The following is a 13,240-nucleotide window of genomic DNA, read 5'->3' as shown; positions in this document are numbered from 1 at the left end:
GGTCTATGCCCCCGGTTCGGCCGCACGCGGCAGGCCGGAGAAATCAGGGTCCGGGTCGCTAAACTCGATCCGGCCCTTCAGGATATTGGCCGCGTCCTGACCGAACAGATGCGTCGACTGTTGGTCAAAGTAATCGACCATCGCTGCGACTTGCGCCTCGGTTACCGGCTTGCCCAGAAAGAGACCCCGTCGCAGGACGTCGGGCAGGTCGTCCGCCCCATCGGCCCCGTTGACCGCCCCCCAATAGCCGTCGAACCGACTGAAGAAGGCTTGCGCCAGTTTTTTGACCTTCTTGCCGATGGACATGTCGCCGACACCCATTTCCCGCAGGGAACGGTCGAAATCGGCCACGATCTCATCCGACAGCGCGCCGCCCACGGCATCCCATCCGGGCTGTCCAGTCATCCGACGGAACACCAGAAAGGCGTGCAGCGCGATACATTCGACGCGGCCGTCCAAACTGTCCGGCACGCCGCCGCGTTCGTAGAGCACCGGCTTGCGCGCGGCTGCCACGATTCGTTCGTACAACAGCAGGGCAACCTGCTGTTCGCGTGACAGTTTGGTGCTGAAAAATCCTCGTATCATGTCCAACATGGCGGCCTTCGGTTCTCATGCCCGGAATGCTGCGACTTAGCGCCCGCGAGCCATTTCGGCAAGGCGACTTGAAAAAAAGGGCGGCGCGGCTCAGATTGGGGCGGAATCCAACGTGGCTCGAATAGGATAATGGCGCGCATGTCGGCACGGCAATATTTCAGACTGGCGGCTCTCGCAGGCGGCGCGATCCTCGCGCTGGCGGCCTGTGAGCCGAAAGTGGCCCTGCGCGGCAATGATCCGCTGGAAAGCCGGCTGGAACAGATCGCGGTCGGGCAATCGACAAAGCGCGACGTCGCCAGCGCCATCGGCACCCCGTCCATGGTCGGCACGTTCGACGACAGCGTCTGGTATTATATGAGCCAGCGCAAGGAAACCTGGGCCTTCTATAATCCGGAAGTGGTCGAGCATAAGGTTCTCGCCTTCCATTTCAGCGCCGACGGTGTGCTGCAGGAAGTCCAGACCTATGACGAAGAATCGCTGAAAGAGATCAGCTATCGCGACAAGGAAACGCCGACCTCCGGCCGCACGATGTCCCTGTTCGAGCAATTGTTCGGTAACTTCGGCAAGGTCGGCAGCTAAAGCGCCGCGTGCCGAATCCCCTCGCCCGATCGCAGGGCCCAGAAATCAGAAACCCCGGCGCCGCAACGCCGGGGTTTCCGCTTTTCGATCGAAGACCGATATCAGTGGGCCAGGGCCGCCAGCAGCAGCAGAGCCACGATATTGGTGATCTTGATCATCGGGTTGACGGCAGGACCGGCCGTATCCTTGTAGGGATCGCCGACCGTATCGCCCGTCACCGCGGCCTTGTGGGCTTCGGAGCCCTTGCCGCCGTGATTGCCGTCTTCGATGTACTTCTTGGCATTGTCCCAGGCACCACCGCCCGCGGTCATGGAGATCGCGACGAACAGGCCCGTGACAATCACGCCCAACAGCATCGCCCCGACGGCCGCGAAGGCATTCGCCTGCGTGGTGACGGCGTTGACGATTAAGTAAAGCACGATCGGGCTCAGCACCGGCAGCATCGACGGGATGATCATTTCCTTGATCGCCCGTTTGGTCAGCATGTCGACGCAGCGGCCGTATTCCGGCTTGGTCGTGCCTTCCATGATACCCGGCAGCTCCTTGAACTGACGCCGCACTTCGACGACGACCGCCGCACCGGCGCGGCCGACCGCGGTCATGCCCATGGCGCCGAACAGGTAAGGCAGAAGCCCACCCAGCAGCAGCCCGACCACGACGAACGGGTTCGACAGCGAGAAGTTCACCGTCAGATCCGAGAAGTAGCGCTCGAGATCCGCCGTATAGGCCGAGAACAGCACCAGAGCGCCGAGACCGGCCGAACCGATCGCATAGCCCTTGGTGACGGCCTTGGTTGTGTTGCCGACCGCGTCCAGTGCGTCCGTGGTGTTGCGCACGCTGTCGTCCAGCTCCGCCATTTCCGCGATGCCGCCCGCATTGTCCGTCACCGGACCATAGGCGTCCAACGCGACGACCATGCCGGCAAGCGCCAGCATCGTGGTGACCGCGATGGCGATGCCGAACAGGCCGGCCAGCGCGTAGGTCACGACAATCGCGATACAGATCAGGATCGCCGGAACCGCGGTCGCTTCCATGGAGATCGCCAGGCCTTGAATGACGTTGGTCGCATGGCCCGTTTCGGAGGCATGGGCGACCGACTTCACCGGGCGGAAGCTGGTGGAGGTGTAGTATTCCGTCACCCACACGATCAACGCCGTCAGAACCAGGCCGACGATCCCGCACAGGAACAGGTCCTGGCCGGTGAAGACGCGGCCGTTGACGGTCATTTCGGTGCCCATCCCCAGGACATAGTCCGTAATCGGATAGATCAGGATGGCAGAAATGACGGCGGAGCCGAAGAAGCCCTTATACAAGGCTCCCATGATATTGCCGCTGCTGCCGACACGCACGAAATAGGTCGCGACGATGGAGGCGACGAGGCAGACACCGCAGATCGCCATCGGATACAGCAGGAAGTCGGCCATTTCGACGCCGGACACGCCGTAGATCAGCGCCAGGACCATGGTGGCCCCGACGGTCACGACATAGGTCTCGAACAGGTCGGCGGCCATACCGGCGCAGTCGCCGACATTGTCGCCCACATTGTCCGCGATGACGCCCGGGTTGCGGGGGTCATCCTCGGGAATACCGGCTTCGACCTTACCGACCAGATCCGCGCCGACATCGGCGCCCTTGGTGAAGATCCCTCCACCGAGACGCGCGAAGATCGAAATCAGCGACGACCCGAAGGCCAGACCGACCAGACCGTTGATAACGTCCTTGGATTGCGCCGGATCGGCCACATCGAACTGGGCCGACAGGACGACGTAGTAGCCCGCGATGGCCAGCAGCGCGAGGCCCGCGACAAGCATGCCGGTGACCGCACCCGCCTTGAACGAGACGGAAAGACCTGCGGCGAGGCTTTGACGGGCGGCTTCCGTCGTTCGGACGTTGGATCGGACCGAGATATTCATTCCGATATAGCCCGCCGCACCGGACAGGATGGCGCCGATCAGGAACCCGATCGCGCTGACCATGTCCAGGGCAACGCCCAGGATGACGGCGACACCGATGCCGACGATGCCGATCGTCGCGTATTGGCGGTTCAGATAGGCGGTGGCGCCTTCCTGAATGGCACCCGCGATCTGCTGCATCCTCTCATTGCCGGCACTTAAGCTCAGGATGCTTTTCGACGTGATGGCGCCATATAGGACCGCCAGGACGCCGCATCCGATAACTGCGTATTCCATTGGACGTTTCGTTCCCTTTTGCTGCGTCCCCCCTGTCCTTTTTTTCTTATGCGGTCGCCCTCGGCAGGACCCGGAGCGACCCGGTACTTCGTTTTTCACTTAATCGGGAAGACGTGTGTTGTGTGTTTTACTTGCTTGTTTGCACCCGTATTCGGTACAGGGGCCTGCCGCTTTGGAGGACTTTCCCGACCGAACCGTTTCAGCCGATCGGATCGTCTCCCCCCTCGGGCCCCCATCCCGAAAACCGCGAAAACCCTAGGCGAGTCCCCTCTTCGTGTAAACTGAATACGCTTGCGCAACGAACGTCCGACGGGGCTTTGCGACATTTCGTTACAGACTTGGCCTTGATTGGGACACATTCCGCATTAGACTTGCGAATAGGCGAAACTGATGAAAGGAGGTGATCCCGTGTCTAAGAGCATGAAAATCCTCGCGGCTGCTTCGGTTCTGGCGTTTGGAACCGCGGTGTCGGGTGCGGCCCTTGCCGAATGTACGGGGTCCCATGCGGCCAAGAGCGACCAGATGACGTCTGTCACGAAGACCGGCGCTCAGAGCCAGCAAAGCGAAAGCTGATACGCGGCGGATTTCCGCTTAGGGAAGGCCGTCCCCGGATTGCGGGGGCGGCCTTTTCTGTTTGCTAGAGGGGCAGTCGCCTAGAACCCGCGCTGCAAGGCGCCTGCGAGGAGCAGCAATCCGATCAGGCAAACCGCGACGGATCCGAGGATCGATAAGGCGCGCGGCACTGCCGCCAGGAGCCCCACCCCGCCGCCGAGACCGGACAGTCTGACGATTCCGCGGCGGGCCAGGATCGCGGCAATTCCGACGCCGGACACGGTCAGCGCAACGCCGACGCCCATCGCAACGGCCGACAGGGCACCGATGAGGAAAATCCCGTTCGCCAGCGCGAACAGCAGAACAATCAGCGCGCCGGTGCAGGGCCGTATGCCGGAAACGATCGCGGCGCCCCAGAACTCGGCCCGGCTCGTCCGGTGGTCGTCAGCCGCCTGAGCCAGTTTATGCCCGTGATCGTGCCCGCAAGTCCCATGATGGCCGTGATCGTGATGATGGCTGTGGCTGTGCTCATGATCATGCCCGGCGCCGCCATGGTCGTGGCCGCAATCCCGCCCGGTCAGGGCGGCCCATGTCATACCGATGCCCAAGACGACGATCAGGCCATAAGAAGCCGCCTCTACGACGGGCATGCTGTCCAGCAAGGACAGGCGACTGAAATTCAGCACCCAGCCCAATATGCCGACGACAAATATGGCAACCGCCGCCTGAATCCCGGCGATCAGCCAGCCCATTGTCAACCCGCGCCGGATCTGACTTTCCCGCGCCATGAAATAGCTGGTGACCACGGCCTTGCCATGGCCCGGCCCAACCGCATGAAAAACGCCATAGGCAAAGGACATTCCGATCAAGGTCAGCGCGGGGGCTAAAGTATCCCCGTCGCGGTAGGCGGTAACGGCGTCACGCAGGGCGGCGGCGAACCAGGTCTGTTGGGTGACGATCCACCGCAACGCTTCCTGCGCCGGTCCCGGCAGCCAGGATGTCCAATCCTCCGCCGGGGGGGCACCGCGATCCCCCAGCAATCCGGCGGCGAATGAAATCTCTGTTTGAAGCAACCAAACGGCCAAGCTCAATCCGGCCACGGAAACGAACCGCATCATGCCCCTTTTCCTGAACAAGAAAGAACGGCGCGCCACGGAAACACCGCGCCGAAATAGATCGGATTGTCTGCCGCCTCTTCGAACTCGTATGTGCAGGCAACGCCGTCATTCCCCCGGAACCGCAACGGCCGATCCTCAATGAAGTCGACGGCGACATAAAAATCTGGGTCGTACAGCGATATCGTCACGGCTTGTTGGACCGGATCGACCGGTTCCGGCAGCGTCAGGGTGAAACTGTAAGATACGACACTGCCATCCTCAGAAACGGCGATCCCGAAATCCTCCGCGCCGTTCCAGGCGACCCGAGCATTGTCGATCCGTAGGTCGGTGAAGAATCCGACTTCCCCCAAGCCGGTAAACGCGCCCTCGCGCATCGCATCGATTTCTGCTTCTTCGAAGATACCGTTCTGGTTTCGGTCGAAATCCTCGTAGAGGACCAGACTGAAGAACTCGTCGAAGGCCCATTGCACCCGCAATTTGGTCAGCTTGCCGTCTTCGAATCCCAAAAAGGCCAAGGCAGAGACCCATACATGAGGATGCGCCGATAGCGGCGCCGGACTACCCGTCATCAGCGACACCATAAGGAGAGCCAAACCGAAGGCGGTCGCGCGTCTGACGCCCTGCCGCAGGTGCTTCATGCTGGCCCCCTCGCCGTCCGAAACCGGTCCAGAAGCCGCGCACGCGCATCCGGGATCGGACGCCCCATCACGTCGAAAACATGACGATCCAGGAAGTATCCGGTCATGACCAAGGCCTCGGTCAGCGCGTTCGGGCCGGCATTGCCGCGCCCGGTCAGAAAGCTCGGCAAGGTCAGGAGCTTATCCCGATACGGTTCGCCTGCCTCACCGGAGACGGCGCGACCGGTCTTGGGACTGACATAGCGCAGATCGTCGGTAACGCCCGTCGCGGCGCAGGACGTCAGATCCAACCCAAATCCCAACTCCGCCAACAATCCAACCTCCCATCGCGCGTAAGTCTCCGCCCATGTGGGGCCGTCCAGTGCGACCATCAATGCGTCCAGACTGTCAAAAAGTTCCGGATGAGGCTCCCGCTCCGGCAGGGCCGCCTCGGTCAGCGCCAGGGCCGCGCCCATCGCCAGCAGTTTGCCCGGATGATCCATCAGCAGCGCCGCGTAGCCATGAACCGGCTCCACGGTCATCGTTCCCAACTGGTCCTCCAGTCGGGCGCGCCAATTCACCGCGATTCGATTGCCGGTTTGAAGCGCTCCCTTCAATTTTCGCGACTGTCCGCCGCGCACCAATCCGGCATGCCGTCCCCGGTCGCGGGTCAGGACGGTCAGGACCAGCGCGTTCTCGCCATGCCGCCGGGTCGAGAGCAAGATCGCCTCGTCACGCCATTCGATCATGCCGGCAGCCTAACTCGTCGCGGAAATCGCGCGCTTGATGGCCCGCTGTAGATCGGGGGTCGCGGGCCGCATACGGTCCGCCAGCGGGTCGACGCCGGTCCGTACATGCATGACACGACGATAGATTTCCTGATCCAGGGAATCGTCCATCCAGGAATGCATTTCCTTCACGATTCGGCCACGCATGCTCATCGGATTATGTCCGCCGAACTTCCGCTCGACGAAGTCGTCCAATTCCTGTGGCGGGGCCGGCATCTGACGCAGGATGAAGGTCAGAACCGCATTTCGGGCCGGCACATCGTCCTCGCCGACGCTAAGCCAGCGCGTGGCATGTCCCGCCCATCCGTCCAAGGCAAAGGAAATCTTGATCCGTTCGTCGCGGATCAGTTTCAGCAACCCTTCATACTTCTTGTCGTTCAGATAATAGCGATCATCCAACACCGCGGCCTTGATCGTATGGGCTCGTTCCATCGTGTATTCGATGAAAGTATCCAGGTTGAAGACGACGACGCGCCCGGCCTCCATCACCTCTTCGATCCGCTGCACGCTGCAATATTCGGCCACGCCCTCGCGCAATTGTTCCAGAAGACGCATCTGTCGGCTGAGAAACCCGACGGACCGGGTCGAATCCTCAGTGACCAGCGAACAGATCGGCGCGGCGTAGTCGGCCAGGGTATCGAGGCGCCCCTGCAACTCGTCCCGGCTGATGGACGCACCGGAAACCACCGCGCCGACGATAATTCGCACCAGATGCAGCATGTCGGCCGGATTGCTGTCCGAAAGCGACATCAGGACCTGGCGATTGACCGAACGAAGCTGCGATTCGCCTTTGATCTCGGCGTATTTGCGCCCGAACATGGCGAGGATTTCCAGAAACGCGTTCTGAATATCGATCCGCGTGATGCTGATCTCGTTTTCCGCCAGTCGCTTGTCCCGTTCGTCGCCGGCCTCCAGATCCGCCTGCAGGCGCATGTCGCGAATGGTGATCGGGTCCAAATGGCCCTGGCGCTCGGAATAGGAATAGGAAACCCGCTCGTGCAAAAGCTTGTCCCGGCCGATCAGATCGGACCAGTTCGGCACGTCCCGGAAGGGCATGACCAGATCGTTCGAGACACGCCCCATATCGGTCCCGCCGAAATTCGGAACAATCGCTTCGAAATCCCCGAATTCGGGGTCGCGCGGCGACCGGCAGCGCAGCATCTCCACCGCGCGTCCCTGAAATCCGATGTAAACGCCGCGATCGCGGAAACTTTTATACTGGACGGCCATGGCCGGACGTCCCTCCTTGGGGATCGATCACAGTCTCGGACGACTAACTACACCGTTAACCATAGCATAGAAACCATTCCGTCCGGGATGGCGTTACGCTCTGGACCCGGCAAAATCGGGCGGGTCGAATGCGCGGACCGACGGGACCGCCCCATTCGCGGGCGCAACTTCCACCAGGCAGGTATGGGCGCTGGGCCCCTGTGCCAGACGGGACGTCCCGCGATCCGCCGTCAGAACGTTCGGATTGCCGTGCCTGTCGAGGCTGTCCGGCTGGTCCGGCGCGTCCGGATCATACCAGGCCCCGGTCGCCAATTGGACGACGCCCGGCATGACGCCGTCATCCAGCGCAACCCCGGCCAGACAGGCACCGCGGTCGTTATAGACCCGCACCACATCGCCATCTGAGATGCCGCGCTTTGCGGCGTCGGCCGGGTTCATCCGCATCGGCTCGCGCCCACCGATCTTGGTGCGGCGGCTGCCGGCCCCGGCATCGAGTTGGCTGTGCAGCCGCGATTTCGGCTGGTTCGAGATCAGATGCAGCGGATAGGTCGCCGTCGTCTCACCGCCCAGCCATTCATAGGGCGCCTGCCAGGTCGGATGACCGGCAATCTCTTCGTAGCCGAAACCGGCAATGGTTTCGGAATAGATTTCGATCTTGCCGGATGGAGTCTTCAGGCGATTGCGGTCGGGATCGTCGCGAAACTCGCCGAGGAAGCGGCGAATATGGGGACCGCCGGACAGTTTGTGGCTGCCCTTTTCCCAAAACTCGTCGAAGGACGGCAGTTCCTGGCCGACGCGCCCCGCTTCCTGACGGCTGCGGTCCCAGATGTCGCGCAACCAATCCTCCTCGCCACGGCCTTCGGTAAAGGCGTCTTCGAAGCCCAGGCGCGCCGCCGCGCCGCGCAAGATATCATGGTCGTTGCGCGCCTCGCCGACCGGTTCGATCAGCTTCTTCATCGCGACGGCCCAGGCGTCCATCTGGGTCACCGCGATGTCGTTGCGCTCCAGCGGCGTCGTGACCGGCAGGACAATATCGGCGTGACGGGCGATCGGATTCCAGAAGATCTCCTGCACCACGACCGTATCCGGCTTTGCCCAGGCCTGCCGCAACCGGTTGAGGTCCTGATGATGGTGAAACGGATTGCCGCCCGCCCAATGAACCATCTTGATGTCAGGATAGGTGATGGTGCGACCGTTATAGTCGCAGGTTCCGCCTGGATTCAGCAACATGTCGGCGATCCGCGCCACCGGGATGAACGCATCGACCGGGTTGCGGCCGGTCGGCACCGCGGCCCAGCGCAGCTGGGTTTCGGGATTGCCGTTGCCATGTTCGGCCGCAAGACCGATCGCGATCCCGCCCCCGGGCAGGCCGATCTGACCCAGCATGGCGGCCAGGACGACCCCCATCCAATAGGGCTGTTCGCCCCGGTCCGACCGCTGCAGCGACCAGGACAGCGAGATCATCACCCGGCCGCCGGAAAGCGCCTGCGCCAGATCGTTGATCGTATCGACAGACATGCCCGTGATTTCGGCCGCCCAGGCCGGCGACTTCGGAATACCATCCGTTTCGCCCAGCAGATAGGGCCGGAACGTGTCATAGCCGGTGCAGTACCGCTCCAGAAACGCATGATCCGCGCGGCCGGTGGTCTCCAGGCAATAGGCCAGCGCCAGCATCAGCGCCAAGTCGGTGTTGGGACGAATCGGGACCCATTCCGCACCCAGCTCCGCCGCCATGTCGTCGCGCACCGGCGAGATGCCGATAAACCGGCCGGACCCCTGGCCCATTTTGCTCATCCAGTCGCGCGCCGTATGAATGCCGACGCCGCCGTTCTGGATTTGCGCGTTCTTCAGCGGCAGGCCGCCGAAGGCCAGCATGACGTCGGTGTGTTCCGCGATCTCGTGCCAGCTCGGCGCCTGGACCATGGTGTGGCGCAGATTGGTGATGACATGCGGCAGGATCACTTCCGCCGCCGCATAGGAATAGGCATTCACCGATTTCACATAGCCGCCGGCCATGTTGTAGAAACGGTGGATCTGGCTCTGGGCATGGTGGAACCGACCGGCGCTGGCCCAACCATAGGAGCCGGCAAAGATCGCCTCATTCCCGAAATCCTTACGGATTCGGTCGACCTCTCCAGCGAAGAAATCCAGCGCGGTGTCCCAATCGACCTCGACAAACGGGTCCGCACCGCGCAGATGACCGGCCGTCCCAGGGCCGCCCTCCAGCCAGCTTTTCCGGATTGCCGGGCGCTTGATTCGGGCCGGGCAATCCAACGTGTCGAGGATCGAAGCCGACATATCCGAGACGTCGTCGGCGTCCAGCAGCGGTTTCAGCTCCTGGACATTTCCGTCCCGCACGATCGCCCTATAACTGCCCCAATGATTGGCTGTTGTGAGTTCAGACATAACCTTGCATATCTCTTGCATGGACTTACCTAAGCGAAGGCCATACTAGGGGCCGCGCAACCAAGTCGGAAAGCAGTTTCATGAAGCCCGGTTCCAAAACGCTTGGCCTACTCGCCGCCGGCCTGATCGGGGTCGCGGCATCCGGATCGGGGGCCGCTTATGCCGACGAAGCGCCCGACGACCGCGGAACCTTCAGCTTCATGATCGAAAACGATCTGTTCGGATCCGGCACGGACCGGCATTTCACCCATGGCACCAAGGTCACTTATACGACCCGTGAATATGTGCCCGAAAGCGACGATCCGGTCGGTGTCATCGCCGGCCTGATCCCCTTCTGGCCGGAAGACGCCCGGGCGCGGGCGACCTATAGCCTGGGGCAGAACATCTACACGCCGGACAATATCAGCGATCCCAATCCGCGTCCCGACGACCGGCCCTATGCCGGTTGGCTCTATCTCAGCGGCGGTTTGATCGCGGTCTCCCCCGACGCCAAGCAGAGCGACGCGGTCGTCCTTGAGATCGGCGTTGTCGGCCCGGCGTCCGGTGCCGAATGGACCCAGGAGAACTGGCACGACACATTCGGGTTGGAAGACCCGAGGGGCTGGGACCATCAATTGGAGAACGAGCCCGGCTTCGCCCTGATCTATGAACATGCGAGGCAGGTCTGGGACGCCGATCTGGGCGGCGGCCTATCGGCCGATTTCGTGCCCAATGCCGGCTTCGCGCTGGGCAATGTCGCGACCTATCTATCCGGCGGCGCGACCCTGCGCATCGGCGGCGACCTGACGACCGATCTCGGTCCGCCGCGCATCCGCCCCAGCCTGCCCGGCAGCGCCTATGTCCGCGCGTCCGACGGCTTCAACTGGTACACTTTCGCCAGCGTCGGCGGCCGCATTGTGGGCCGGAACATCTTCCTGGACGGCAACACGTTCGCGGACAGCCAAAGCGTCGACAAGAAAGTCTTCGTCGCCGATTTCCAGACCGGGATCGCCATTCAGTACAACGACCTTCGCCTCACCTATACCTATGTGATCCGCAGCAAGGAATTCGACACCCAGGACCGTATCGACAAGTTCGGTGCGTTGAGCCTGTCCTACCGGTATTGAGGCTTCGCACCGCCGATTTCGCGCTCCTGCGACAGACGGCGAGTTATCCGCGGGAACACGGAACATCAACAATTGCATCATTCCGGCGAAGGCCGGAATCCAGGGTTGCCGGCAGATTCCGTGCCCTATTCCCTGGACCTCGGCCTGCGCCGGGGTGGCGCATTTAACTGTTGGCTCCTTCGTTTACCGTCCCAGACGAAGCCGCTACTTCCGCGCATACGCGAAGGCCGAGTTAATACCGTCCTAGCCGGATTTCCCCTTCGGCGATCTCATCGTAGTCGTCGCCGTCCTTGATCACGGCGAAGACTTCCGCCTCGTAGGTGTTGCCCTGGCCACCGGAGCAGGGCGGCAGATAGCCGTCTGAATACCACGCACCGGTCGCGCGGTTCTTTTTCTCGAGCCAGACACCGTCGGGCATGGCGTCGGTGCCGCCCGGAACCGCCGGCAACATCGCCTCGCCCTTGCCCGGTTCAATCATGAAGCCGATTTTCCCGTGGCCGCCGTCATACGAGAGCTTCTGGAAACTGCGGTCATTGAACTCGACCACGATCGCATTCGCCTCGGCCGGAATGCCGGAAATTTTCAACGGCGGCGTCGCCCCGCTGCCGCCGAATTTCTTGCAATGCTGGCCATCCGGGATGCGGTCCCCGGTCCAGGCAGAATCGGCGAATTCCACCGTCAGATCGTCGGCCAACGCCGGTGCGGACAACCCCAGCGACAGGGTCGCCACCAACACACAAAGACCGGATTTCTTGTTCATCCCATGTCTCCCATTTCAGAAAAGGTTGCGTCTCAGTACCGCCCCAATTGCAGATATCCCTCGGCTAGGATCTCGTATTGCTCCTCGTTCAGATACCGCACGGCCAGGATTTGAACGGAATAGAGATTGCCCTCGCCACCCGAGCAGGGCGCCAGATATCCGACCTCTCCGATATCGTCGCGGTTTTCCGCCTCCAGCCAAATACCCTCCGGCATGTCGGTGGTGCCGCCCGGCACGGCGGGCAGCTGAGTCGCGCCATTCACGGGTTCGATTTCGAACCCGATAATCCCATGCCCGCCATCGGTCGACAGCGGCTCATAATCCTCATCGTTGAAGAGAAGCAGCACGGCATTGGTGCCATCCGGCAGGCCGGACAAGTGCAAGGGCGGCGTTGCCCCCTGCCCGTCGAATTCCTGGCATTGCTGACCTTCGGGGATGACCTTCCCGTCCCAAGACGGATCCGCAAACTCGGCGGTCAGTTCCGCCGCGAATGCTGCCGAAGAGAAAACGGCAGCGCCGGTCAATACCGTCAATACACACATCAATTTTCGACAGAACATGACCTTCCCCGCCAAGAATAAGGAGAAGCGTAAGCCAGCCTGCAACCGCCGGTCAAATGTCAGCACAATGACAATTGCGCTTCGAGGCCGCCAGTCGATCTATTTGCTCTCCCATTGGTCCAGGTTTACCCGGAGATATCCAGCCAAGTCTTTATAGTGAACGGCTTGATCGAATGCGACCGGCTGGAACCCAATGTTCGTAAGCTGACGCCGTTCTACGCTGTAAAAACCGTTCAATGCATTGGTAGTGTGGGAATCGAAATTATCCGCGAGACCGGAAACGAAGGCCGGAACGTCAAACGCCCGATCTCCATCAATTTTCAGAAATGAGCTGAGGATGTAATAGTGGTTCCTCAACTCATTCTCGAACTTAGTATCGAAAAGAACGCCCCATTTATTTGAGTTCGACAGGAACACGGAAAGCGCTTTCCGAAACTCGAGCTTCCGTTTCTCAAGTTCCAGCAAGGTATGGGCGGTTGGGTCATCTCGGTACCCGCCCGACGCCTTCCAGAATTCGAACAGATTTTCCAGACAGGCGTTATAGTCCACACGCAAATCGATCATCGCGGTGAGACGTTTGTCCCAGAGGGCCCGGTCATGCGCGAGTTCCGACTTATGGTCTTCCAAGGCGACATTCAAATACAAGGCGGCGACCAGAACGATGACGCCAATCAGCAACTTGTCGACCAAAGATCGATAAATCTCATGCCGGGTTTCGAGCCATTTCGCGCTCATATCCTT

The 13,240-nt window shown here is 61.5% G+C and carries 13 protein-coding genes; 3 read left to right on the top strand and 10 right to left on the bottom strand.

The genetic code is table 11. The annotated features are described in order from the left end of the window. Nucleotides 1–3: 3 nt before the first annotated feature. A complete protein-coding gene (locus tag ACO06O_RS07485; protein ID WP_421877876.1) occupies nt 4–594 on the bottom strand; it encodes a ubiquinol-cytochrome C chaperone family protein in 591 nt (196 codons plus the stop codon). A gap of 138 nt (nt 595–732) precedes the next feature. Here ACO06O_RS07485 and ACO06O_RS07480 point away from each other — a divergent pair, with 138 nt between their 5' ends. Further along, complete coding sequence (locus ACO06O_RS07480) at nt 733–1,173, top strand: outer membrane protein assembly factor BamE (protein WP_421877874.1); 441 nt, start codon at nt 733–735, stop codon at nt 1,171–1,173. A gap of 101 nt (nt 1,174–1,274) precedes the next feature. Here the strand turns inward: ACO06O_RS07480 and ACO06O_RS07475 are convergent, their stop codons facing one another. Next, nucleotides 1,275–3,362, bottom strand: coding sequence for a sodium-translocating pyrophosphatase (locus tag ACO06O_RS07475; RefSeq protein WP_421877872.1), 2,088 nt, complete (start codon nt 3,360–3,362; stop codon nt 1,275–1,277). A 408-nt stretch (nt 3,363–3,770) separates the two neighbouring features. Here ACO06O_RS07475 and ACO06O_RS07470 point away from each other — a divergent pair, with 408 nt between their 5' ends. Next, complete coding sequence (locus ACO06O_RS07470) at nt 3,771–3,935, top strand: hypothetical protein (RefSeq protein ID WP_421877870.1); 165 nt, start codon at nt 3,771–3,773, stop codon at nt 3,933–3,935. 80 nt (nt 3,936–4,015) lie between these two features. On the opposite strand, the gene ACO06O_RS07465 is transcribed toward ACO06O_RS07470, so the two are convergent. From ACO06O_RS07465 to ACO06O_RS07445, 5 genes are all read right to left on the bottom strand, one after another. Then, nucleotides 4,016–5,032 (bottom strand): nickel/cobalt transporter, encoded by a 1,017-nt coding sequence (locus ACO06O_RS07465; protein WP_421877868.1) that lies wholly within the window; start codon nt 5,030–5,032, stop codon nt 4,016–4,018. Next, nucleotides 5,029–5,670, bottom strand: a complete 642-nt coding sequence (locus tag ACO06O_RS07460; RefSeq protein ID WP_421877866.1) for a DUF1007 family protein — start codon at nt 5,668–5,670, stop codon at nt 5,029–5,031. The genes ACO06O_RS07465 and ACO06O_RS07460 overlap by 4 nt, the downstream gene beginning before the upstream one ends. Next, a complete protein-coding gene (gene recO, locus ACO06O_RS07455) occupies nt 5,667–6,398 on the bottom strand; it encodes a DNA repair protein RecO (protein WP_421877864.1) in 732 nt (243 codons plus the stop codon). The genes ACO06O_RS07460 and recO overlap by 4 nt, the downstream gene beginning before the upstream one ends. Nucleotides 6,399–6,407: 9 nt before the next feature. Beyond that, nucleotides 6,408–7,667, bottom strand: coding sequence for a hypothetical protein (locus tag ACO06O_RS07450; protein ID WP_420417004.1), 1,260 nt, complete (start codon nt 7,665–7,667; stop codon nt 6,408–6,410). Between the two features lie 93 nt (nt 7,668–7,760). Then, nucleotides 7,761–10,073, bottom strand: coding sequence for a molybdopterin-dependent oxidoreductase (locus ACO06O_RS07445; protein ID WP_421877862.1), 2,313 nt, complete (start codon nt 10,071–10,073; stop codon nt 7,761–7,763). Between the two features lie 80 nt (nt 10,074–10,153). Between ACO06O_RS07445 and ACO06O_RS07440 the strand changes: the two genes are divergently transcribed. Beyond that, on the top strand, nt 10,154–11,179 hold the full coding sequence (locus tag ACO06O_RS07440; RefSeq protein ID WP_421877860.1) for a lipid A deacylase LpxR family protein: 1,026 nt from the start codon (nt 10,154–10,156) through the stop codon (nt 11,177–11,179). A 232-nt stretch (nt 11,180–11,411) separates the two neighbouring features. Here ACO06O_RS07440 and ACO06O_RS07435 read toward each other — a convergent pair whose 3' ends face one another. The 3 genes from ACO06O_RS07435 to ACO06O_RS07425 all read right to left on the bottom strand — a co-directional run bounded on the left by ACO06O_RS07435 (nt 11,412) and on the right by ACO06O_RS07425 (nt 13,234). After that, a complete protein-coding gene (locus tag ACO06O_RS07435) occupies nt 11,412–11,939 on the bottom strand; it encodes a hypothetical protein (protein ID WP_421877858.1) in 528 nt (175 codons plus the stop codon). Between the two features lie 32 nt (nt 11,940–11,971). Beyond that, on the bottom strand, nt 11,972–12,472 hold the full coding sequence (locus ACO06O_RS07430; protein WP_421877856.1) for a hypothetical protein: 501 nt from the start codon (nt 12,470–12,472) through the stop codon (nt 11,972–11,974). Between the two features lie 126 nt (nt 12,473–12,598). Then, entirely contained in the window at nt 12,599–13,234 is a 636-nt protein-coding gene (locus ACO06O_RS07425) for a hypothetical protein (protein WP_421877854.1), read from the bottom strand. Nucleotides 13,235–13,240: the final 6 nt, after the last annotated feature.

Source organism: Pacificispira sp., assembly GCF_965228185.1.
Taxonomy (GTDB): Bacteria; Pseudomonadota; Alphaproteobacteria; order UBA8366; family Aestuariispiraceae; genus Pacificispira.
The sequence above is the reverse complement of the archived record's forward strand: the minus strand, read 5'-3'. Positions and strand labels throughout refer to the sequence as shown.